General features: G+C 70.7%; 18 protein-coding genes and 1 pseudogene. 7 read left to right on the plus strand and 12 right to left on the minus strand.

Annotated features, from left to right (window positions below):
- Window positions 1-689: pseudogene (locus ACZ4TR_RS00005) on the minus strand (glycosyltransferase); the annotation flags it as partial.
- A gap of 8 nt (window positions 690-697) precedes the next feature.
- Window positions 698-1,165 carry a GtrA family protein gene (locus ACZ4TR_RS00010; protein WP_364516381.1) on the minus strand — a complete coding sequence of 156 codons (468 nt, stop codon included), beginning with the start codon at window positions 1,163-1,165 and terminating at the stop codon, window positions 698-700.
- A 125-nt stretch (window positions 1,166-1,290) separates the two neighbouring features.
- On the opposite strand from ACZ4TR_RS00010, the gene ACZ4TR_RS00015 reads away from it, so the two are divergent.
- From ACZ4TR_RS00015 to ACZ4TR_RS00030, 4 genes are all read left to right on the plus strand, one after another.
- Window positions 1,291-2,664 (plus strand): FAD-binding protein, encoded by a 1,374-nt coding sequence (locus ACZ4TR_RS00015; RefSeq protein WP_465285082.1) that lies wholly within the window; start codon window positions 1,291-1,293, stop codon window positions 2,662-2,664.
- Entirely contained in the window at window positions 2,661-3,416 is a 756-nt protein-coding gene (locus ACZ4TR_RS00020) for a decaprenylphospho-beta-D-erythro-pentofuranosid-2-ulose 2-reductase (protein WP_364516377.1), read from the plus strand. The genes ACZ4TR_RS00015 and ACZ4TR_RS00020 overlap by 4 nt, the downstream gene beginning before the upstream one ends.
- A gap of 89 nt (window positions 3,417-3,505) precedes the next feature.
- Window positions 3,506-4,120 carry a VC0807 family protein gene (locus tag ACZ4TR_RS00025; protein ID WP_465285083.1) on the plus strand — a complete coding sequence of 205 codons (615 nt, stop codon included), beginning with the start codon at window positions 3,506-3,508 and terminating at the stop codon, window positions 4,118-4,120.
- A gap of 50 nt (window positions 4,121-4,170) precedes the next feature.
- A complete protein-coding gene (locus ACZ4TR_RS00030) occupies window positions 4,171-4,791 on the plus strand; it encodes a VC0807 family protein (RefSeq protein WP_465285084.1) in 621 nt (206 codons plus the stop codon).
- On the opposite strand, the gene ACZ4TR_RS00035 is transcribed toward ACZ4TR_RS00030, so the two are convergent.
- The 5 genes from ACZ4TR_RS00035 to glf all read right to left on the minus strand — a co-directional run bounded on the left by ACZ4TR_RS00035 (window position 4,773) and on the right by glf (window position 9,930).
- Window positions 4,773-6,290: a hypothetical protein gene (locus ACZ4TR_RS00035; protein WP_465285085.1), complete on the minus strand. Its 1,518-nt coding sequence runs from the start codon at window positions 6,288-6,290 to the stop codon at window positions 4,773-4,775. The genes ACZ4TR_RS00030 and ACZ4TR_RS00035 overlap by 19 nt on opposite strands.
- A 127-nt stretch (window positions 6,291-6,417) precedes the next feature.
- Window positions 6,418-7,095, minus strand: a complete 678-nt coding sequence (locus ACZ4TR_RS00040) for a hypothetical protein (RefSeq protein WP_465285086.1) — start codon at window positions 7,093-7,095, stop codon at window positions 6,418-6,420.
- Between the two features lie 108 nt (window positions 7,096-7,203).
- Entirely contained in the window at window positions 7,204-8,199 is a 996-nt protein-coding gene (locus ACZ4TR_RS00045) for a decaprenyl-phosphate phosphoribosyltransferase (RefSeq protein ID WP_465285087.1), read from the minus strand.
- On the minus strand, window positions 8,196-8,714 hold the full coding sequence (locus ACZ4TR_RS00050) for a phosphatase PAP2 family protein (protein WP_465285088.1): 519 nt from the start codon (window positions 8,712-8,714) through the stop codon (window positions 8,196-8,198). Before ACZ4TR_RS00050 ends, ACZ4TR_RS00045 begins: the two co-directional genes overlap by 4 nt.
- On the minus strand, window positions 8,707-9,930 hold the full coding sequence (gene glf / locus ACZ4TR_RS00055) for a UDP-galactopyranose mutase (protein WP_465285089.1): 1,224 nt from the start codon (window positions 9,928-9,930) through the stop codon (window positions 8,707-8,709). Before glf ends, ACZ4TR_RS00050 begins: the two co-directional genes overlap by 8 nt.
- Before the next feature lie 79 nt (window positions 9,931-10,009).
- On the opposite strand from glf, the gene ACZ4TR_RS00060 reads away from it, so the two are divergent.
- Window positions 10,010-12,025, plus strand: a complete 2,016-nt coding sequence (locus ACZ4TR_RS00060; RefSeq protein ID WP_465285090.1) for a DUF6541 family protein — start codon at window positions 10,010-10,012, stop codon at window positions 12,023-12,025.
- A gap of 147 nt (window positions 12,026-12,172) precedes the next feature.
- Here the strand turns inward: ACZ4TR_RS00060 and ACZ4TR_RS00065 are convergent, their stop codons facing one another.
- A complete protein-coding gene (locus ACZ4TR_RS00065) occupies window positions 12,173-13,069 on the minus strand; it encodes an LLM class flavin-dependent oxidoreductase (protein WP_465285091.1) in 897 nt (298 codons plus the stop codon).
- Between the two features lie 96 nt (window positions 13,070-13,165).
- Here ACZ4TR_RS00065 and ACZ4TR_RS00070 point away from each other — a divergent pair, with 96 nt between their 5' ends.
- Window positions 13,166-13,963 carry an HAD family hydrolase gene (locus ACZ4TR_RS00070; RefSeq protein ID WP_465286251.1) on the plus strand — a complete coding sequence of 266 codons (798 nt, stop codon included), beginning with the start codon at window positions 13,166-13,168 and terminating at the stop codon, window positions 13,961-13,963.
- Here the strand turns inward: ACZ4TR_RS00070 and ACZ4TR_RS00075 are convergent.
- The 3 genes from ACZ4TR_RS00075 to ACZ4TR_RS00085 all read right to left on the minus strand — a co-directional run bounded on the left by ACZ4TR_RS00075 (window position 13,960) and on the right by ACZ4TR_RS00085 (window position 19,121).
- Window positions 13,960-14,688 (minus strand): lysophospholipid acyltransferase family protein, encoded by a 729-nt coding sequence (locus ACZ4TR_RS00075; protein WP_465285092.1) that lies wholly within the window; start codon window positions 14,686-14,688, stop codon window positions 13,960-13,962. The genes ACZ4TR_RS00070 and ACZ4TR_RS00075 overlap by 4 nt on opposite strands.
- 1,176 nt (window positions 14,689-15,864) lie before the next feature.
- Window positions 15,865-17,451: a glycan biosynthesis hexose transferase WsfD gene (gene wsfD / locus ACZ4TR_RS00080; protein WP_465285093.1), complete on the minus strand. Its 1,587-nt coding sequence runs from the start codon at window positions 17,449-17,451 to the stop codon at window positions 15,865-15,867.
- A complete protein-coding gene (locus ACZ4TR_RS00085; protein ID WP_465285094.1) occupies window positions 17,448-19,121 on the minus strand; it encodes an ArnT family glycosyltransferase in 1,674 nt (557 codons plus the stop codon). The genes wsfD and ACZ4TR_RS00085 overlap by 4 nt, the downstream gene beginning before the upstream one ends.
- Before the next feature lie 163 nt (window positions 19,122-19,284).
- On the opposite strand from ACZ4TR_RS00085, the gene ACZ4TR_RS00090 reads away from it, so the two are divergent.
- Window positions 19,285-21,171, plus strand: coding sequence for a DUF6541 family protein (locus tag ACZ4TR_RS00090; RefSeq protein WP_465285095.1), 1,887 nt, complete (start codon window positions 19,285-19,287; stop codon window positions 21,169-21,171).
- Between the two features lie 519 nt (window positions 21,172-21,690).
- Here the strand turns inward: ACZ4TR_RS00090 and ACZ4TR_RS00095 are convergent.
- The gene (locus ACZ4TR_RS00095) at window positions 21,691-22,659 is read right to left on the minus strand and encodes a lysylphosphatidylglycerol synthase transmembrane domain-containing protein (protein ID WP_465285096.1); all 969 of its coding nucleotides are present in this window, start codon (window positions 22,657-22,659) and stop codon (window positions 21,691-21,693) included.
- Between the last annotated feature and the right edge of the window lie 3 nt (window positions 22,660-22,662).

Consider the following 22,662-nt stretch of genomic DNA (forward strand, 5'->3'; position numbering starts at 1 on the left):
TCGAACCCGTCGCGGGATTCGACGAGGTCGGTGCCCTGGTCGGCGACGTAGATCGCGTCCAGGGTGTCCAGCGACGACACGTCCGCGGCGAGGGCCTGGAGGTTTTTGAGGCAGTCGTCGGCGCGGTTCATCGTGCAGATCGTGACGGCGGTCGGGCGGATCTTCTCCGGCGCTTCGACCGTCCAGCGGACCTGCTCCACCCGCAGCGTCTGCCCGCCCTCGGTTTCCAGGTCGAGCCAGAGGGCGCCGCCGTCGTAGAACTTGTCCAGCTTCGAGGTCAGCGTGACCTTCGTCTGCTTGGCGTTCGCGACCTGCTCGGCCTCGACCACGCGGGGTTCGCCCTCGACGTCGGAGGCGCCCATCGACAGCAGGCCGGTGCCGGTGACGACAGCCTCGACCGACACCTCGGTGACGGTGGACCAACGCTGCCAGTAGGAGGCGGGGAAGCGGCCGAAGTACGTGTTGCCCGACACCTTGGAGGCGGGCTCGAGGGTGATCACCGCACGTTCCCGCACGGCCGAGCCCCACTCGAGCTCGGCGTAGAGGTCCTTGCTGACGATCGGGGCCGGACCGGCGTAGAGACCGCGCTGCGCCGTCAGGCGGCCCTGCGGAGTGTGCTCGGTGAACCGCGTCTCGGCGGCCGCGCCGGCTGTGGTGGTCGGCGCCGGGGTAGCTGTTTTACCGGGCATGAAGTTCCTCAGTTCTCCTCAGTCGACGGCTCGCGGAAGACGACCCACTTGAGCATCACGAAATTGATCACCGTGGCAGTCGCCTGCGACACGGCCCAGCACAGGGTGTGCTGCCACGCGGACTCCGGCAGCACCTGCAGCATCAGCTGGTTCACCCCGACCGCGACGAAGAACGTCACGGTGTAGAGCAGGACGAACGAGCCGACCTGCGCCTTCCCGTCGCGCCGTCCGCCGGAGAAGGTGAACTTGCGGTTCAGGAAGAACGCCGTGGTGGTGCCCACGATGAAACTGATAGCGCGAGCGACGTCGACCCACGGTGAAGTGGCCATCCCGGCCACCTGGGTCAGCAAGGTGTACGTGCCCAGGTCGACCAGGGCGCAGAAGCCGCCGATCAGGGCGAAGCGAATGAGCTGCCCCAGCAGTCCGATGGACGGCTGCGCAGCTGCTACGTCGGCTTGCGGATCGGTCGCCACCACTGCTTTACCTCGTTGCCTGAGTCATGGTCACCCGCGCGGGCGCTTGTGCCTTGATGCGCAAAGTGTAGAAGCGAGCACTTCAGGGTCACGTTCCGGGCGTCGTTCGGCGTGGCTACCCTGGTCGAGTGACCCAAGCACCCGACACACAGCGTCGCACGCTCACGGGCTGGGCGCGGACGGCACCGACCACCGCCGACGTGCTGAGCACCGCGGACGTCGAAGTCATCGCGAGGGCCGTTACCCAGGCCGGCGAGCGCGGCGTCATCGCGCGCGGGCTCGGCCGCTCCTACGGCGACCCGGCGCAGAACGCGGGCGGCCTCGTCGTCGACATGACCGCGCTGAACCGGATCCACTCGATCGACCCGGACAGCGCGCTCGTCGTTCTCGACGCCGGCGTGAGCCTCGACCAGCTGATGCGGGAGGCCCTGCCGTACGGCCTGTGGGTCCCGGTCCTGCCCGGCACGCGCCAGGTGACCATCGGCGGCGCGATCGCCAACGACATCCACGGCAAGAACCACCACAGCGCGGGCAGCTTCGGCAACCACGTCGTGTCGATGGACCTCATCACCGCGGACGGCAACGTCCGCACGCTGACGCCGGAGGGCCCGGACGCCGAGCTGTTCTGGGCGACCGTCGCCGGCATCGGCCTGACCGGCATCATCACCCGGGCCACGATCCGGATGAAGAAGACCGAGACCGCCTACTTCTCCGTGGACGCCGACCGCACCTCGAACCTCGACGAGACGCTCGGGCTGTTCACCGACGGCTCGGACCTCGGGTACGACTACTCGATGTCGGTGCCGGACCTGATCTCGTCCGACGGCCGGCTGGGCCGCGCCACGTTCTCGCGCGGCTCGCTGGCGACGGTGGACCAGCTGCCGCCGAAGCTGCGCAGCCAGCCGCTGAAGTTCGACGCGCCGCAGCTGCTGACGCTGCCGGACGTCTTCCCGAACGGCCTGGGCAACAAGCTCACCTTCGGGTTGATCAACGAGCTGTGGCAGAAGACCGTGCCCAAGAAGGGCGCGCGCGGCAAGATCCAGAACCTGACGCAGTTCTACCACCCGCTCGACATGATCAGCGAGTGGAACCGGGCGTACGGCTCGAAGGGTTTCCTGCAGTACCAGTTCTCGGTGCCGTTCGGCGCCGAAGACCAGCTCAAGGCCATCTGCCGCAAGATCTCGACGTCCGGCAACTACTCGTTCCTGAACGTGCTCAAGCGGATGGGCGACGCGAACCCGGCACCGATGTCGTGGCCCTCGCCCGGCTGGATGCTCAGCGTGGACTTCCCGATCAAGGACGGCCTGAGCCGCTTCTGCCAGGAGCTGGACGAAGACGTGCTGGCCGCGGGCGGGCGGCTGTACACCGCGAAGGACTCGCGCACCTCGCCCGAGACGTTCGCGAAGATGTACCCGCGCCTCGAAGAGTGGCGCAAGGTGCGCGCCGCCGTTGACCCCGAAGGCGTTTTCGCCTCTGACATGAGCCGGAGGCTCGAGCTGTGATCGACGCTGTTGGCAACCCCCAGTCCCTGCTGCTGCTCGGCGGCACGTCCGACATCGCCCTGGCGATCGCCGAGAAGTACCTGGCCGAGAAGCCGCTGCGGGTCGTGCTCGCGGCCCGTCCCTCGCCGCGGCTCGACGCGGCCGCGCAGCGCCTGAAGGACAAGGGCGCCGAGGTGTCCACTGTGGACTTCGACGCCAAGGACACGGCGTCGCACCCGGCGGTGCTGGCCAAGGCGTTCGAGGGCGGCGACATCGACGTGGCGGTCGTCGCGTTCGGCTTGCTCGGCGACCCCGAAGAGGTCTGGCAGGACCACGCGAAGGCCGTCGAGCTGGCGACGGTGAACTACACCGCCGCGGTGTCGGTCGGCGTCGCGCTGTCGGAGAAGCTGAAGGTCCAGGGCCACGGCACGGTGATCGCGCTGTCGTCGGTGGCCGGCGAGCGCGTCCGGCGGTCCAACTTCGTCTACGGCTCGACCAAGGCCGGTTTCGACGGCTTCTACCTGGGTCTCGGCGAGGCCCTCGCGCCGCACGGCGTGAAGGTGACCGTCGTCCGCCCGGGTCACGTCAAGACGAAGATGACCGAGGGCCTCAAGGACGCTCCCCTGGCGCAGACGGCCGAGCAGGTCGCCGAGATCGCCGTCTCGGCCGCGCGCTCGGGCAAGGACCTGGTGTGGGCGCCCGCGCCGTTCCGGCTGGTGATGTCGGCGCTGCGGCACGTGCCGCGGCCGATCTTCCGCAAGCTCCCGATCTGAGGCCTCAACCCCGGGGTTGACGCGCAGTTCCATCCGGGACCGGTCCGGACGCCGATGTGGCCGCCCGGCAGTCGCCACAGACTGTCACCATGACGACCACTACCGGCGACCGCGGCGGGCTCACGATGCTCCTCCGCGACGTCGCGCTCCCGATGGCCCTGTACTACGTCCTGCGCTCGTTCGACGTCGACGCGTTGTGGGCGCTGCTGGCCGGGGCCGTGCTGCCGCTGCTGCGGACCGGGTACGTCCTGGCGCGGCACCGGCGGATCGACCCGGTCAGCGCGTTCGTGCTGGCCGTGCTGCTGGTCAACGGCGCGGTGGCGGTGTTCTCCGGCGACGCCCGGCTCCTGCTCGTCCGCAGCGCCTGGATCACGCTCCCGCTCGGCGTGGTGATGCTGGTGAGCCTGCTCGCCGGGCGGCGCCCGCTCCTGTTCCGGGCGGTGTGCACCCTCCAGCCCGCCCGCGCCGGCGACCTCGAACGGCGGTGGGGCGTTTCGGCGCCCTTCCGGCAGCGGTGGCGTTCGGCGACGCTCTGGTGGGGCGCCGGCTGTGTCCTGCTGGCCTGTGCCGTCGTCGTGATGGCGTTCACGCTGCCGGTGGACATCGTCCCGATCCTCGACACCGCGCTGACCGTCGGAGCCGTGGTCTTCGGCGTGAAGCTCACGCGGCAGCGGATGGGCATCCACCGGACGGTTGATGCGTAAGAGCCAGGTCGACGATGTTCCCGGCGGCGCCGGTCGCCCATGCTCGGGACATGCTCGGCACGCTGCTCTGCGACATCGCCGCCCCGGTCGGCGGCTACTACCTGCTGCGCGCGTTTGACGTCGCGCCGATCTGGGCGCTGACGCTGAGTGGCCTGCCGCCGGCGCTGCGGGTGCTGTACCTGGCGGTGCGGCACCGGCGGGTCGACGGCATGGGCGTGTTCGTGCTCGCCATCGTCGCGCTCGGGCTCGCGACGTCCCTGCTGACCGGCGACGCGCGGCTGCAGCTGGTGCGCGGCGCGTGGTTCAGCGTGCTGATCGGGGTGTGGATGCTGGCGAGCCTGCGTCTCGGCCGCCGCCCGACGACGTACCAGGCGACGCTGGCCCTGCTGCCGGGGCGGGCGTCGACGCTGGAGGCCCGCTGGGCGGACACGCCGTCGTTCCGGCGGGTGTGGTGGGTCCTGACGGTCGCGTGGGGCGTCGGCGGGCTGGTGCACAGCGCGGGGAGCATCGCGATGGCCTACACGCTGCCGGTGGACGTCGTGCCGGGACTCGACACGGCGTTGTCGATCGGCAGCTTCGTGGTGCTTCAGGTGATCACGCAGGTGCTGCTGGCCCGGGAGGGGACGATGAACCGGATGTTCCGCGGCGGTGATCAGCTGCCGGCCGCGTGAGCGGGCATCAGGTACAGGTTCTGGGCGCCCATCCACGGGGAGTCGATGCGCCAGGTCGCCAGTGCTGTCGGGGGCGGGGTCCGGCGGGTCGTCGCCAGGACCAGGTCGGGACTGATCGGGACGACGCTGTGGTCGAAGTTGTGGAAGTTGGCCTCCAGCAGGGCACGGCCGAGGTCGCCGCTGCGGCGCTTCGTCTCCGTGATCGCCGGGTCGACCGCGCCGCGGTCCGAGAACTCGTCCACCAGCTCGCAGTCGCACGCGTACGCCAGCGCGCCGACCTCGCCCGCCGTCTCGACCTTGCGGCCGTGGGCGATCGAGGCCAGTTCCTGGCCGATCTCGCGGTACTCCGTCGTCGACGCGTGGTTGCTCGTGATCGGCGCGAACTGGCGCGGCAGGCCCGGCAGCGCGTAGACCACGACGCTCGCCACGAGGACGCCGCCGGTCAGCGTCCACGTTGCGCGGCGGACACGTTCCGGCACCGCGCACGCGCACGCCGCCAGGAAGATCGTCGCGCCGATGATGCTCGGCGCGTAGTACCAGTGGTACGGCGGCACGCCGAGCCGGCTGTAAGCCACGTAGTGCAGAGCGCCCGCGACGGCCAGCGCCGCGAACGGCGTCAACCGGCGGGCGACGTCCGAGCCGCGGCGGTACTGGACGATCCAGAGCACGCCCACCAGGCCGGCGAGGGGCAGCGGCAAGAACGACAGCGCGGCCTCGGCCGGGAAGTTGCGCCAGTACAGGAGCGGGCCGTTGGTGAAGCTGAACGGGCCCCACGACTGCTGGCTGATCTTGATGACGAGCGTGTCCGGCACGGCCGAGCCGAGCACCATCCAGCTGAACCCGAACCACGGCAGCGTCACCGCGAGGGCGGCGAACGCCGTGCGCCAGATGCCGGTCCAGAACTCGCGGCGGGCCGCGAACAGGACCGCCGCGATGAGCAGCAGGTCGATCCGGACGAGCGCGAGCAGCCCGATCACGATGCCGAGCCGGCCCCCCTTCCGCTCCCCCGCGTAGACCAGCGTCCAGACGACGCCGGTGGCGCCGAGCGCGACCTCCAGCCCGACCGACGACAGCAGCAGCGGGTTGACCAGCAGCAACGCGAACGTCACCGGCGCGAACGCCGCCGGCAGCCCGGTGCGCTCGCCCAGCCGGCGCAGGCCGGCGACGAGCAGCACCTGCGCGGCGACGAACACGATCCCGGCGGCCAGCACGGCGTCGCGGACGAAGAACGTGACGGCGGCCAGGGCCAGGACGTTCAGCGGGGACGTCGCGGTGTTCGCCGTCCCCTGCTCGATCAGGCCCCAGTGGCCGTGGAAAGCGAGGTTCTTCGCGTAGGACAGCGTGATGTAGGTGTCATCGATGAGATGGCTGCTGACCAGGGCGAACACCAGCGCGGAAGCCGCCGCGGCCCCCGCCGGCAACGCCCACGAGCGGGCAACGGGCACAGCCGCCGACAGGGCGGTGACGGCCTTGGGGAGTTCTGCGGAGGCGCTTCGCATCCCGGACACGGTACCTCGCCCGTGATGCTTCTGTGATCTGAGCACGGTACGGGTGGCTCAGACCACAGCGCACTTTCACGTGAAAGTGCGGGGCCCAGGGCGGACCTTTCACGTGAAAGTGCGGCTTCTAGATACCGTTGCCGGAGCCGGAATCGTCCGAGTTGCCGGAGTTGCCGCCGCCGCGGCCGGGGAAGCCGCGACCGTCGGGACCCTGGTTGTGGCCGTTGTACTGGCGGTGGATGCCCGGATGGTCGCCGCGGGGACCGTGGCTGGTCGCGGCGGCGATCCCGCCGACGATGCCCCCGCCGATCAGCAGGCCGAGGAGGCCGACACCGACGAGCTGGGTCGCGCGGTGGCCGACGAACCGCCGGAAGCCGCCGGGCTGCCGTGGGGCGGCCGGGGGCGGGCCCCAGGCGCCGTAGGCCTGGCCGGGACCGGGCTGGGAGAGCTGCGGAGTCGGCGGGGCCTGAGCCGCGCTCGCGGCGGCCGGCGGCGCCTGCTCCTGCGCGGCGTTCGGCAGGGCAGTGGTTCCGGCAGGGGTCTGTGCGGCGGGCGGCTGCTGGCCGTGCACCGCGGTCTGCTCGGCCGCGCCGGGCTGCTGGGTGGCCGGCTGCTCGGCCGCGGGCTGGGCGGCTGCGTCCGGGGCTTGCGCGGCGGGCTGCCCGGGTCCGGCGGCCGGGGCCTGAGCGGTCGGCTGGGCGGCCGGCAGCTGCGTGGTGGGCTGGTCGGCCTGCGCCGTGGGCTGCTCGGCGGTCGGGTGGTCGGTCCCCTCCGGGGCCTTCTCCTCGCGCGGCTGGTCGTTCATCGTGGGCTCCCGTGGTCACGGGGACGGGCGCAGTGCCCGCCCCCACCACCTCAGCCTGCGCCGGTCAGCTGTGCGTCAGCTGAAACGAACCTGTCGATCCGCCATGAGTCACAGGTAGAACGCCAGGAACAGCGTGATCACCCAGGTCGCGCCGAGGACCTGCAGGATGCGGTCCTTGAGCGCGATCTCCTCGGGCTCGCCCGCGATGCCGCCGTCGACGTCGACCGCGTAGCGCAGCACCGCCACCACGAACGGGACCATCGAGATGAGCGCCCACACCGAGTTGTGCTCGGTCTGGCGGATCTCGAACGCCCACAGGCAGTACGACATGATCAGGATCGCCGCCGACGTCGCCCAGACGAACCGCAGGTAGCTGGCCGAGTACTTCTTCAGCGACGAGCGGATCTTCGCGCCGGTGCGCTCGAACAGCATGATCTCCGCGTAGCGCTTGCCGGCGACCATGAACAGCGAACCGAACGCCGTGACCAGCAGGAACCACTGCGAAAGCGCGATCCCGCCCGCGACACCGCCGGCGATCGAGCGCATCAGGAAGCCCGAGCCGACGATGGCCAGGTCGACCACCGGCTGGTGCTTGAGGCCGAAGCAGTAGCCGAGCTGGACGGCCTCGTAGACCCCCAGCACGATCGCCAGCTGCCAGCTGGCGAAGAACGACACGCCGAGACCGGCCAGGAAGAACACGACCGCGGCCCCGTACGCGACGGGGACCGGCACGATGCCGGCCGCGATCGGCCGGTTCCGCTTGGTCGGGTGGGCCCGGTCGGCCTCGACGTCGATGGCGTCGTTGATGAGGTAGACCGAGCTCGCCACGAGCGAAAACGCCACGAAGGCGACGATCGCGTCGAGCAGGAGGCCCGTGCGGTCGGTCGACTTCGAGAACGCGAAGAACGGGGCCGCGAAGACCAGGACGTTCTTCACCCACTGCCGGGGACGCGCCGTCTTGATGACGCCGCCGGCCAGGCCGAACGGGCCGCGGGTGGCAGTCACCGAAGACGTCTCCGCCGTCTCCGCCGTCACCGGGGTCTCCGGTGCCTCAGGAGTCACGGCCGCTTCGTCGCTGTTGCGCTGCTCGGTCGTTTCGCTCATGGATTCTTCTTCAGCTTCCGTCGTATCAGACCACCGACGAGCCCCCCGAGAGCTGCACCGGCCAGAACGTCTGTCGGATAGTGAACGCCGAGTACGAGCCGCGAGGCGAGCATCGGCGGTACCAGGGCGGGCACCAGGTTACGCCCGGTCAATCCGGAGTAGAGCACCGCCGCCGCCGTCGTGGACGTCGCGTGCGACGACGGGAAGCTCAGCTTGCTCGGCGTGCCGACCAGGACCTCCACGCTCGGGTGGTCCGGCCGGGGCCGCCTGACCACGCGTTTCACCGCGATCGAGGCGGCGTGCGCACCGACGACGCCGGCCGAGGCGACCAGCCAGTCCTTGCGCCGCTTCTTGTCGACCACCGCACCCAGGAGCCCCAGGCCGAACCAGCCGAGCGCGTGCTCGCCGAAGTGCGACATGCCGCGCGCGGCTTTCACCGAAGCTTCACTCTTCAGAAAGCCCTGGGCCTTCGAGAGGACCGCGACCTCGCCCGTCGGGGCGCCCTTCTCAAGCATCGAGGGACCCGTCGAGCGGCGCGCCGTCGGTCAGGTGCGGGGCGATCTTGTTGTCGAACGCCGACAGCGCCGACCCGATGGCCATGTGCATGTCGAGGTACTTGTACGTGCCGAGCCGGCCGCCGAACAGGACGTTCCGCTCGCGCGCCTCGGTCTTGGCCAGCTCGCGGTAGGCCTCGAGCTTCTCGCGGTTCTCCGGCGTGTTGATCGGGTAGTACGGCTCGTCCTCTTCCTTCGCGAAGCGCGAGTACTCCCGGAAGATGACCGTCTTGTCCTTCGGGTAGTCCCGCTCCGGGTGGAAGTGCCGGAACTCGATGATGCGGGTGTAGGGAACTTCCTGGTCGTTGTAGTTGACGACCGAGGTGCCCTGGAAGTCACCGGTCTCCGCGACCTCGGACTCGAAGTCGACGGTGCGCCAGGTGAACTTGCCGGCCGAGTAGCCGAAGTAGCGGTCCAGCGGCCCGGTGTAGACGGTCGGGGTGCCCGCCGGGATGTGCTCGCGCACGTCGAAGTAGTCGACGTTCAGCCGGATCTCGATGTTCTCGTGCTCGGCCATCTTCTCGAGCCACGCGGTGTACCCGTTGACGGGCAGGCCCTCGTAGGTGTCGTTGAAGTACCGGTTGTCGAAGTTGTACCGGACCGGCAGGCGCGTGATGATGTTCTCGCCCAGGTTCTTGGGGTCGTTCTCCCACTGCTTCGCGGTGTAGCCCTTGATGAACGCCTCGTAGAGCGGGCGGCCGATCAGCGAGATCGCCTTTTCCTCGAGGTTCTGCGCGTTGGCCGTCTCGAACTCCGAGGACTGCTTCGCGATGAGTTCGCGAGCCTCGTCCGGCGTGTGCGACTTGCCGAAGAACTGGTTGATCAGGGCCAGGTTCATCGGCAGCGGGTAGACCTGCCCCTGGTACTTGCCGAAGACGCGGTGCTGGTAGTTCGTGAACTCGGTGAAGCGGTTCACGTACTCCCAGACGCGCTTGTTCGACGTGTGGAACAGGTGCGCGCCGTACTTGTGCACCTCGATCCCGGTCTCGGGCTCGGCCTCCGAGTACGCGTTGCCGCCGATGTGGCTACGCCGTTCGAGGATGAGGACCTTCTTGCCGAGCTCGGCCGCCGCTCGCTCGGCGATCGTCAGGCCGAAGAAACCGGACCCGACGATGACGAGGTCGTAACCTGCGAAATCGGCTTCAGTAACCTGTGCGGGGTTCGTGTGCGCGCTCACGGGCGTCGAGGGTACGGGGGTCGCTGACCCGGCTCGCACCCGACTATCACATTTCGGCCTACGACACACCTGGAAAGCAGTGCCTGCACCCGAGGACTTCTGGAGCTACTTCACCGCCGTGGCCACCTATCTGGCCGTGCTGGCGGTGCCTGGCGGCGTCGTCGGATGGGCCGCCGGGGTCCGTGGCTGGACGCTGGCCGGCCTCGCGCCGCTGCTCAGCTACGCCATCACCGGCCTGGCCGGCCCGTGGCTGGCGATCGCGCACGTGCCGTACGGCCCGCTGAGCGTCGCCGCCTGCACCCTGCTGCTCGCCGCCGTGCTCTACGGCCTTCGCCGGCTTTCGATCGCGCGAGGCTGGTCGCGGCTCACGCCGGGCGCCGAGGAGCCGCCGCAGCCGTGGACCCGCCGGGCGCACCTGGCCGTCGGTGCCTGCGTGGCGGTCGCCACGGCCGTGTCGATCGCCGTGGTGATCACCGGCCGCGGCGGGACGACCGCGGTGTTCCAGCGCTGGGACACCGTCTTCCACGCGAACGGCATCCGCTACATCGCCGAGACCGGCGACGGCTCGCTGACCGGCATGGGCACGATCAACTGGTACCCGGACGGCTCCTTCTACCCGAACGCCTACCACCTGGTCGGCGCCCTGGTCTACCAGCTGTCGGGGACGTCGGTCCCGGTCACGCTCAACGCCGTCACGATGCCGATCGCCGGGCTGTTCGCGCTGGCCATGGTCGCGCTGGTGCGCCAGCTCGGCGGCCGCGCGGTGTTCGCCGGCAGCGTGGCGCTGGTCGCGGGCGGCGCGACGACCGGGGCGTACGAGTCGGTGTCGAGCGGGCTGCTGCCGTTCGCGCTCGGCATCGTGCTGACGCCGCTGGCGGTGGTCGCGCTGCAGCGGTTCGTCGTGCGGCCGGGCGTCGACACGGGCGCGGTGCTGGCGCTGAGCGCCACCGGCCTGCTCGCCGCGCACTCGAGCGCGCTGTTCGGGGCGCTCCTGTTCGCGTTCCCCGTGGTCGTGCAGCGCTGGTACCGGGCGCTGCGGGGCAAGCCCCTCGACGGCGTCGCGCCCGGAAAAGCGGCCTGGCGGGTCGTCGGCGGCGACGTCCTGCGGATGGTGCCGGTCATGGTGGCCGCGGGGGTACTGGCCGCGCCGATGATCCTCGGGGCGCTCACCTTCACGGCCGGGTCGTACCCGTACCACCCCTGGGGCTCGCACATGCCGGTGTGGAAGGCACTGGCGATGCTGGCGACGTTCAAGCAGGTGCTGCCGGTGCCGCAGATCTGGCTGACGGTGTTCCTGGCCCTGGGTGTGTTCACGCTGGCGCGGCTGCGGCGGATGCGCTGGGTGGTGCTTTCGGCGATCGGGCTCTCCGCGCTGTTCGTCGTGGTCGCCTGCTTCGGCGGCGAAGACTGGGTGATCAGCCTGTCGCGGCCGTGGTGGAACGACCGGTTCCGGCTGATGGCGCTGGCGGCGATCCCGATGTGCCTGCTCGCCGCGCACGGCATGAGCGAGGCCCAGCAGTGGCTGGCGAAGGTCGCGAGCGGACGCGCCTGGGTGCGGGCGCGGCCGTGGCTGACCGGCCGGGTCGGGCTGGCGACGGCGGTGCTGCTGGTCGTGGCGATGGGCGTGCTGACCGGCGGGTTCTACCGCGCGGCCAACGCCAAGACGGTCTCGCTGCTGTACTACAACGGCCTGCCCGGCGAAACGGTCCCGCCGGTGAGCCAGGACGAGATCGACGCCATGGACCACCTCGGCACGCTGGGGATCCCGGCCGACCAGAAGGTGCTCAACGACCGCATGGACGGCACGGCGTGGATGTACGCACTCACCGGCGTGCACCCGGTGGCCGGCCACTACGACGCGGGCGTCGCTCCCCCGGACGCGCTCTACCTGGCCCTGCACTTCGGCGACTACGACAGCGACCCGCAGGTCCGCGCCGCGACGCGGCGGCTGAACATCCACTACGTGCTGGTCGGCAGCGGGACGATCCGCCGCGACACGCCGATCGCGCCCGGCCTGCGGCACCTCGACGGGCACGACTTCGTGCAGGAGGTCTACCGGAACCCGGGCGCCGTGATCTACCGGATCGTGAAGTAGCCCGGAGAAGACAAAACCCTCGTGGCCGCGGCGCCCCGTGCCGCGGCCACGAGGGCCTCCGTCCCCCAACCACCCCCGGGGTGATCTCTGACGTCTGCTGTGAAGGACGCCTGAGGGACGGCAATCGGTTTCCCGGTGACCCGGATGTCACCCGTTCGGACTAGCGTGCAGCTCCGGCAGCACGTCGCTCGCCACCTGCTCCAGGACGGTTTCGCGGCCTTCGTACGGCGATGACGACCGCGGCCAGTGCGCGATGACGTCGGTGAAACCCAGCTCCCCCGCGCGGCCGGCCGCGTCGCGGAAGGCCTCGACGCTGCTCAGCGAGAAGACCGGCGACGCGTCCAGGCTCAGGTGCCGCTGGATGCCCGCCCGCTCGCGGCCCACCGCGTCCAGGCGCTGGTCGAAGACTTCGGTGAGCTGCTTGATGCCACCCCACCACTCGTCCTCGGTCGCGCCGCCCTTGCCCGTCGTGACCCAGCCCGCGCCGAAGCGCGCCGCCAGGGTCATGGTGCGGGGGCCGTTCGCCGCGACCACGAACGGCAGCCGCGGCCGCTGGACCGTGCCCGGCAGGTTGCGGGCCTCGATGGCCCGGTAGTACTCGCCGTCGAAGTCGAACTTGTCCGTCATGAGCAGCCCGTCGAGCGCCTCGACGAACTCGGTGAACCGGTCCGCGCGCTGCTTCGCCGTCAGCTCGGGGGCGCCGAGTACCGCACCGTCGTAGTGCTGGTGGTCGACACCCGCGCCGACGCCGAGGACGAACCGGCCGTCCGAGATGTCGTCGAGCGTGGTCAGCTCCCGCATGAACGGCACCGGGTGCCGCGCGACCGGAGAGGCCACGAACGTGCCCAGCCGGATGCGCGACGTCACCATCGCGGCGGCCGTCAGGGTCGGGACCGCGGAGAACCACGGGCCGTCGACGAGGTTCCGCCAGCCCAGGTGGTCGTACGTCCACGCGTGGTCGAAGCCGTACTCCTCGGCGGCGCGCCACTTCGGCTCGGCGGCCCACCAACGATCTTCCGGAAGAATCACGATGCCTACTCGCACGCTCCGGGACGCTATCGGTAACCACCGACGATCGCTCGGACGGGGACGAGGCCACCCGAACGGGTCAGGGACAATGGCGAGGTGGAGAGACCTCAGTTGATCGCGTCCGATGTCGACGGCACCCTGCTCGGCCCCTCCGAATCCCTCAGCGCCCGCACCATCGCGACCGTCCGCCGGGCGATCGACGCGGGCGTCCCGTTCGTGCTGGCCAGCGGCCGGCCGCCGCGCTGGATCGCGCCCGTGGCCAAGCCGCTCGAGCTGACCGGCTACGCGGTCTGCGCGAACGGCGCCGTCCTGTACGACTGCGGCCGCGAGGAGGTCGTCGCGGTGCACGGCCTGCTGAAGCCGGAACTGCTGCACGACATCGCGCACGCGCTCGACAAGGCCCTCCCCGGCTGCCGGCTGGCCGCCGAACGCGTCGGCACCGACGCCGACCACGAAATGCGCAGCTTCGTGATCGAGCCGAACTACCACAACCCGTGGGGTGACGGCGAGGGCCGCACCGCGCCGCGCGCCGAAGTGCTCGGGCACCCGGCGATCAAGCTTCTGGTCAGCCACCGCGGGATGTCGTCCGACGAGATGTCCGACGCGATCAACGCGCTCTTCGACCGTGACGTCGACGTCACGTACTCGTCGTCGGGCGGGCTGGTGGAGCTGTCCGCGCACGGCATCACGAAGGCGACCGGCCTCGCCGACGTCGCCGAGCGTTTCGGAGTCGACCGCGAGCGGGTGATCGCCTTCGGAGACATGCCCAACGACGTCGAAATGCTGCGCTGGGCCGGCCACGGCGTCGCGATGGAAAACGGGCACCCGCGGGCGCAGTCGGTGGCCGACGAGATCACCGGCCCGGCCGGCGAAGACGGCGTCGCGCAGGTCCTCGAGCGCTGGTTCTAGCCGCGGTCGAGCTCGGCCGCTTCGGCCGGGGTCGGGGCGGTTCCGCCCAGGTGGGCGGGCAGCCACCACCGTTCCTCGTCGGAGGCGGGCTGGTCCGGGTACTCGGCCTGGGCCCGGTCGAGCAGCGCGCTCATCCGCGTGCGCAGCTCCTTCGTGACGACGTCCCAGTCGTCGCCCTTGGCCGGGTGCATCGGCTCGCCGATGAGGATCGAGATCGGCACGTGCCGGCGGGTCAGGTCCTTCGGGCGGCCCTTCGTCCAGAGCCGCTGCGTGCCCCACAACGCCATCGGCACGACCGGGACGTTCGCCGCGGCGGCCATCCGGACGGCGCCCGACTTGATCTCCTTGACGGTGAACGACTGGCTGATGGTGGCCTCGGGGAAGACGCCGACGACCTCGCCGGCCTGCAGCTTTCCGAGCGCCTCGCGGTAGGAGGCCAGGCCGGCGGAGCGGTCGACGGAGATGTGGTGCATCCCGCGCATCAGCGGTCCGGCGATCTTGTTGTCGAAGATCTCCTTCTTCGCCATGAACCGCGTCAGCCGCTTGGCCGGGCGCGCGCCGAGGCCGCAGAAGATGAAGTCGAGGTAGCTCACGTGGTTGCACGCGATGACCGCACCGCCGCGGCGCGGGATGTGCTCCGCGCCGTCGACCCGGATGCGGTTGTCCAGTACCCGGAACATCGTCCGGGCCGCCGCGATCACGGGCGGGTACACGAGGTCAGCCATCACGCCAGGTTACGGGACCGTAGGTTCTTGACCGCTGTTCAGCGGTGAAGGCCACAAACCGGGCGAAGCTCACGGCCGCCGCACGCCCACTAGGCTTCGGGGCGTGTTGCCAGTGATCGAGGAACCCGGCTCGCCCGTCAGACGAACCGGGCACCGGGTCGCGGTGTACCTGGGCCTGGCCACGGTGACGCTCCTCAACCTGATTTCCTACGCGCCAGTGCAGCCGAACGCGCACGAGAAGGCGTGGGGCGACGCCGCCGAGTACTACGCGATGTCGGTGCAGACCGGCGCTCAGGTCGACAACCCGTTCGCCCTCCGGATGCTCAGCCCGTGGCTCGTCCACACCGTCAACCGGTTCACCGGCATCTCCCTCGACTCCGTGTGGCTGGCGTTCACGTTCGCGCTGGTGCTCGCCGCGGCGATCGTCTTCTTCGAGTTCCTCTGGATCCGCCTGGACCTGCGGCTGTACACCTCGGCGCTCGCCGCGACCGCGCTGGCCTGCACGTTCTGGTACGCGCCGTACGCGTTCAGCAACCCGTACCTGGTCGACCCGCTGAACAACCTGCTCTACCTCGTCGCGCTGTGGCTGCTGTTCGACCGGCGGCTGATCTGGTTCGCGCTGGTGATCGTCGTCGGCACGATCAACAAGGAGACGACGCTGCTGCTCGCGCCGCTGTACCCGCTGGCGGCGTGGACGCGGTCGCGGTCGCTGCGCGACAAGCAGGTCGTCGGCGGGCTCGTCGCCGTCGTGGTCGCGGCCGGGCTGTACTTCGCGTTCCGGCTGTGGGCCCAGGCGCTGATCGGCGGCGACTACGGGTTCGGGGCCGGGCAGGCCAACAGCGGCCTGCTGGGCAACATCCGCTTCGCCCTCTCTTCGAACAAGGGCGTGGACCAAGCGGCCCTGTACAGCACGTTCGGCTTCTTCTGGCTGATCTTCGCCTACGGCCTCTACCTCGAGTACCGGCGCAACGGCACTCGGAGCCTGCTGCTCGTGTCCAGCGTCTGGCTGGGGTTGTGCTGCCTGGCTGGGCGGATGGTCGCCACGGACACCCAGCGCGTCTTCGTGATGCTCGCGCCGCTGGTCATCGGCCTGGTCGCCGTCGTGCTCGACCGGCACCGCGGCGACGCCCGGCGCATCTGGGTCGGCGTGGTGTTCTTCCTGTACTTCGCGGTGAACTACAAGCTGGCGTCGTCGTCGACGATCTTCCTGGTCGGCTTGGCCGGGCTGCTCGTCTTCGTGCTGCTCGAGGTGCCGCCGTTCTGGCCGAAACCGCCGGCGAAGCGGGACCGCGTGGCCGACGACGGCCCGCCGACCGAGGAGTTCCTGCCCCACCGGGGCTCGCTCGACCGTGACTGAGGCAGTGCCGCCAGCACCAGGGCCAGCAGGATCGTGAACAGCGCGACGGACTGGTGCTTGATGCCCTCGATGCCGTCGCCGAGGGCCGCGGCGCCGAACTGCGTCAGCGAGACGGCGAACAGGAACGCCAGCACCACGCCCAGTGCGCCACGGCGCTGCGTCCAGGCCCTGACCAGCACGAACAGCCAGATCGGGACCAGCGCGAACAGGCCGAGCGGGCTGAGCAGGCCGGTCAGCCACGACACCACCGGCACCCGGTACTCCTGCGCGTGCGGCGCGAAGCCCGCGTCCTGGTCGAAGCTGCCGAGGTAGTCCGGGCGCGCGGTGAGCTGGTCGGTCGCGGCCCGGTTCAGCACCTCCAGGGTCCGGCCGGGGTGGCTCGCGAAGTACGCGACGACGTTTTCGCGGGTCAGCTGCCCGCGGTACCGCGCGTAGAGCGGGTCCATGGTCGCCGGGTGCGGGTGCCACCAGCCGTTGCCCGCGTACTGCGCGAACGACGGCGGCAGCCCGAGCGCGGCCAGGTCGGCCTGGGTGTCGTGCTTCCCGTCGACGATGTTCAGGAAGACCGAGTTGAACACGTTGATCTCACGCGAGTCGTCGCCGGGGAACTCGCTGTACGTGCCGTCCGGCGCCCGGGCCGGTTCGACGCTCTGCTGCGCGGACAGCGTGACGGCGCCGAGAGCGCCGACGACCAGCACCGCCGCGGCCCACCGCTTCGGCCCGCGCAGCGTGCCCGGCCGGATGAGGAACACGGCGAGCGCGAGGATCGGCAGGATCGTCAGCGTCTGGACCTTGGCGTTGACCGCGAGGACGCCTCCGGCGAACGTCACCGCCATGCCGGCGTAGCTCCACCGGCCCTCACGCGCGGTCAGCAGCAGGCCGCCGACGACCAGCAGCAGGCCGAGGAAGGCCGCGCCTTCGCCGAGCACCGCGGCGAAGTACCCGAAGAACGCCGAGTCGGCCACGACCAGCAGCAGCCCGGCGGCCACGGCCAGCCGGGCACGCCGGGAGTACGGCAGGCCGAGCACGATCGCGGCGATCGCCGCCGCGGCGATGACGCTGCTCAGCAGGCCCAGCACGACCAGGCTGAGCGTCCCGGGCAGGCCGATCAGCCCGCCGATCCGGACGGCCAGGTCCGCGAGCCAGCTCTGCGTGAGCAGGTAGGTCGGCCGGCACGGCGGCGCGCCGGGCGCGGGCGTGTAGGCGAGGTGGACGAAGGCCTCCGGCAGGCCTTTCCAGGTGATCCCGGCGCCGCACAGCACGCGGCCGCCGTCGCCGTTGTTGGACATCGCGACCGGGCGCGGCATCAGGAACCGCAGCACGAACAACGCGAACGACGTCCCGAAGACCCCGATCCCGAGCTTCGCTTCGGCGCCGAGCCGGCGTTTCGGGACCTCGAGCTTCACGAAGGACAGGGTACGTAGCGGAAGTCCGGGCCCTTGTCGAGGTTCGTCACCACCGACTTCGCCTGCTCCGCGCGCGGGTACACCGAGACCCAGTAGGGCGTGCCGACGCGGCGGAAGGTGGCCACTTCGTACTTGCCCGCGTAGACCGGGTCGATCGCGCAGTGCTGTCGGTCGGCGAACCCGCTGTCGGCGGGCACGGCGACGGTCGGGCGGCGGCCGTTGACGACGTAGTCGTAGTCGGTCGTGACGCCGTCGTCGTGCCGCCCCTCGCGGGCGATGTGGTCGTCGGTGCGGCCGAGGACGTCGATGATGAGCAGCTGGCCGCCGTGCGCCGCGAGCGCCCCGGGCGCGGCGGCGCTGACGACCGACCCGGGCGGCAGGTACCGGCCGAGCCAGCCGCCGATCTCGGTCAGCTCGGTGCCGTGCGCGCGCCAGTCGCGCACGCGGTCGAGCATGTCGGGGCTGAACACCGAGACGAGCACCGCGATGCCGGCCAGCCCGCAGGCGGTCACCGGGACGAGCCGGGTCGCGGCGGACCACGCCTTCGGCCGCGGTGACGGCTTCGCGTCGGCGTCCACGGTGAGCACGCCGTACGCGCTGACGGCCGCCACCGCGATCAGCGGCGGCACCGGGGCCAGCAGCCGCCACGACGGCCCGGGGTCGCCGCCGATCAGCACCGCGGCGGCGGCGACCGTGGCGGCGATCGCGAACAGCAGCCAGATCAGGGCGCGGGCCTCGACGGCTGTGACGACAAGGGCTTTGGCGGGTTCGGTGCGACGCAACAGCAGCGCAACCGCGGCGATCAGTCCCAGCAAGACGAAACCCTGGTGCGCCAGGGCGAATCCGGACAGGTACGGCCAACCCGCGGCCACCTGCGAGCCGAACGGCCCGCCGAGCTTCGCGGCCAGCGGCGCGGGGAGGAAGTGCTGGTAGAACGTCGCGCGCCAGGCCAGCCGCGGGATCAGGAACACCAGCGCGCCCAGGACGTAGCCCACCGGCGCCCACCAGCTGTGCTTCTTCCGCAGCGCGGCGCCGGCCAGCCAGAGGCCGCCCAGCACGGCGACCACCAGCCCCTCCGGGCTGGTCATCACGGCGAACGCGACGAGCACCCCGGCGACCACCGGGCGGCGCGCCGCGAGCGAGTAGCAGACGGCGAGCAGGAGCAGCACGAACAGCGGGACCTCGGAGCCGGACGGCCCGTAGACGGCGAGGCCGCCGGCACTCGCGGTGAGCACCGCGGCGGCGACGCCGATCGCCGGGCGCGGTCCGGCGTCGGCGCCCGCGACGATCCGGTTCACGAGGAGGTAGGACAGGAGCACGCACCCGAGCGCGGCGAGAACGCCGAACACGACGGCGGTGGACTGCACGTCGGCGCCGAACGCCGCCCGCGGCAGGGCGATCAGCACCAGCCAGAGGAAGTTCGTGTACCCCTCGACGCGTTCTCCGGGATTGAAGACCGGGCCGTTTCCGTCGGCGATGTTCTGCGCGTAGCGGAAGGAAACGAGGGCGTCCTCGGTGACCGTCGCGAACAGCAGCTGGTGCAGCAGGGAAAGGCCGAGGGTGAGCGTGAGGACGAAGCCGCGCCAGCCGCGGTCGGTGTCCAGCCGTCCCCAGGTCAGGACCACGATCGCGGCGAGGACCAGCCACGCCACCACGACCGCGTAGACCACCCGGCCCCCTTGTGAAGATCTCTCCGCCCGGCGTCAGTCAAGCAGGGAAACGCACGCGTCAATATAACCCGTTCGGGTATCGCGAAGGGACATTCGCGAATCGTCCCGTTCGGACTGCTCACCCCGGGGCGTTCCCCTGATCGTTGTCGGCTTAGTCTCCAGCGTGCTCTCCGTCTGCGTTGCCGTTGCCGTCATCGCCGTCCCGGGCCTCCTGACGGCACTCGCCGCGGGAGTGCGCGGCTGGGCCCTGGCCGGCTTGGCCCCGTTGCTGAGCTACGCCATCGGCGGCCTGACCGGCCCGTGGACCGCGGCGGTCGGGTGGAAGTTCACGCCGGTCACCTACGCGGTTTCGACCGTCGTCTTCGCCGCGATCGCTTACGGTGTCCGGAAACTGACCGTCCGGCGGTGGGCCCCCGAGCCGGAACCCGGGCTGTGGGACCGTCGCGGGCACTTCGCCGTGGGCGCGTGCCTGCTGTTCGGAGCGGCGGTGGGTTTTTATGCGACACTGCGCGGCCTGGGCCACATCGGCGCGTTGCCGCAGGGGTTCGACGCGGTGTACCACGGCAACGCCGTCCGCTACATCGCCGACACCGGCGACGGCAGCCTGTTCGGCACGGGCCACGTGAACTGGTACGGCGACGCGGCGCCGGTGTTCTACCCCAACGCCTACCACCTGCTGGCGGCGGTGACCAACCGGCTCAGCGGGGCGTCGATCCCGGCCACCCTGGACGCGAACACGCTGCTGCTGCCGGGTTTGCTGACGCTCTCGCTGGTGACCTTGGTCCGCGAATTCCGCGGACGCGCGGTGCTGGCGGGCGCGGTGGCGCTGACGGCGGTGGCGCCGGTGGTGGGCGTCTACGAGTCGATGGACCGCGGGCCGCTGCTGCCGTTCGCGCTGGGCGTGGCGCTGACCCCGCTGGCGGCGGTCGCGGTGCGGCGGTACCTGGAGCGCGTCGCGCCGGACACGGGTTTCGTGCTGCTGCTGGCGGCGGTGGGCCTGCTGTGCATCCATTCGTCGACGTTGTTCGGCGGGATCCTGTTCGCCGGCCCGCTGCTGGTGCAGCGCTGGCTTTCGGGCTGGCGACGGATCGGCCGCGACCTGCTGGCGCTGCTGCCGATCGCGGTGGTGGCGTTCCTGGTGGCGTGGCTGCAGTTGTTCGGGGCGCTGGGCCTGGCCCAGAGCGACCTCCCGTACTTCGGCTGGCCGAGCGAGTGGCGCGCGTCGACGGCGCTGGGCGCGTTGCTGGGGTTCCAGCACTTCGAGGCGCATCCGCAGGTGTGGCTGTCCGTGGCGCTGTTCCTCGGCATCGTGTTCTTCGCGCGGGCGGGCGCGCTGCGCTGGATCGGGTTGACGGCGGGGGTGACGGGCCTGGCGTACATGGCAGTGGCGTCGTCGAACGCCCCGCTGGTGATGGCGTTGTCCCGGCCGTGGTGGGACGACCCGTACCGGTTCTTCTCGATGGCGGCGATCCCGCTGTGCGTGCTGGCGGCGCACGGTTTGGCGTCGACCCAGGCGTGGCTCCGCGAACGGCTGCCCGCGCGGGTGCCGGCGGTGGCGATCGCGGTGGTGGTGCTGCTGGGTTTCGTGGCGCTCACGAACGGCTTGTACTTCCGTTCGAACGGCGCCCGCGTGTACACGGGTTACCAAGCGTCGGACCCGTCGAAGCTGCACGTGACGCCGGGCGAGGAAGCGGCGATGGCGGAGCTGGGCAAGCTGGCCGCCCCGGGCGAGTGGGCGATGAACGACCGTTTCGACGGGACGGCGTGGACGTACGCGCTGTCGGGAGTTCGCACGGTGGCGGCGCATTACGACCAGACTTCACCACCTTCGGACGCGGTGTTGCTGGCGCAGCGGTTCCGGGACTATCCGACTGATCCCGCGGTGAGGGCGGCGGTTCAGCGGCTGAACATTCGTTGGGTGATCCTGGGCGTGCCTTTGCCGGCTCCGGAGCAGCCTTATCAGCCGGGGTTGGTCGGATTGGCCGGGGAGCCGTTCTTGCGGGAAGTTTGGCGCAATTCGGACGCGGTGATTTACCGGCTGGTCAGCTGAGGCGGCGCTTGGCCTTGGCAGAGTCGGTTCCCGGTGGGCGTCTTCGGGGGGCGCAGGTTCGTGGCCGCGCCGGGTGGTGCCTTGAATGAGTCATTCAGGGCGCAAGAGGTCCTGAATGACTCATTCAAGACGTTTGCCCGAGGCACCGCTCCCGTCGGCATGTGCCGGGTGGCAGGCTCGAGGCGGAGCAGCACGGCCCCCGCCCTTCCCCTGGGGGGCGTCCCCTTGGCCAGTCTATCGGCGGCGGCCGACAAAACCCTGGGTTGAGCGCAGGTGGGCCGAAGTTGTCCACATGTGCGTAACGCCTGTGGACAACTTGGGTACAGGTGGTGGACAACCTGCTCCGGGTTCCGGAGTGGGCGAGGTCGAGCGGGCTCCGGCCGCGCAAGACGTGGCGGCCGCTCGGGGCCGGCAGGGTGCACTTGACGGGCAGGCGATGGGTGGGTCAGGCGGGGTTGGTCAGGCTGGTGGGGACCGCCGCGCAGGGTTGAGCGGCTCCGGCCTTACCGGGACAACCACTCAGGCGGGAGTGACCGCCGGGCGGGCTGAGCGGGCCGCTATCGCTGCCAGGCCCGCCGTCAGCAGGTCCGCCACCGTGAACATCACCCGGGATGCCACCGCGAACGCCGTTGCCTGGCCGACCGTCAGGCCGCTGGCCGTCAGGACCGCTACCTGGGCCACCTCGCGGACGCCCACTCCGCTCGGGAGGATGAACGCGAACGTGCCCACCGTCATGGCCACCGCCATCGCGCCCACGCACAGGACGAAACCGCTGAAACCGGGCGTTCCCACCGAGTTGGCCAGGAGCCACAGGTGGATTCCCTGGAGGCACCACGCCGCCGTCGAGGCGCCGAAGACCTTGCCGATCACGCGCCAGCTCAGGGGGTGGGCCAGCGGGGGCCGGCGGAGGATGCGCAGCACCAGGGATGTGCCCCACGTCAGGATCTTCGGGTGCAGCATCGCCAGGCCGACCGGGATCAGCACGAACAGCCACAGCGCGCGGGGACTGTTGCTGAACACCGCCGGGGCCGCCAGGAGCGACACCACCAGCGCCGACACCACGCCCACGCCCAGCTGGATCAGTGAGCCCGTGAAGATGCGGGCCCGCGCCAGCCCCGCCTTGCGGCCGAGCTCCATCTGCAGCAGGTACGCCCAGACCGAGCCCGGTACGTACTTGCCGAGCGAGCCGACCAGGCAGATCTGGGCTCCCCGGGCGTAGCCGATCGGCTTGCCCAGGTCGTCGACCATCACCTGCCAGCCCCAGGTCGACACCATGATCGCCGCGACCAGGGCCACCAGGCTGAGCAGCGACGACTGCCACGCGACGTCGCGCAGGGTGTGCCAGAACTCGCCCCAGTTGGACGCCAGCTGCTTCGCCGCGAAGCCGATGACCAGCAGGATCGCGACCCACCTGACGACGTCGAGGATCTTCGCCTTGGCGGACTTCGGCTGCTTGCCGGCAGCCGGCAAGTCCTCAACTGTCGTCATCGA

This window comes from Amycolatopsis sp. NPDC028719, assembly GCF_055565395.1.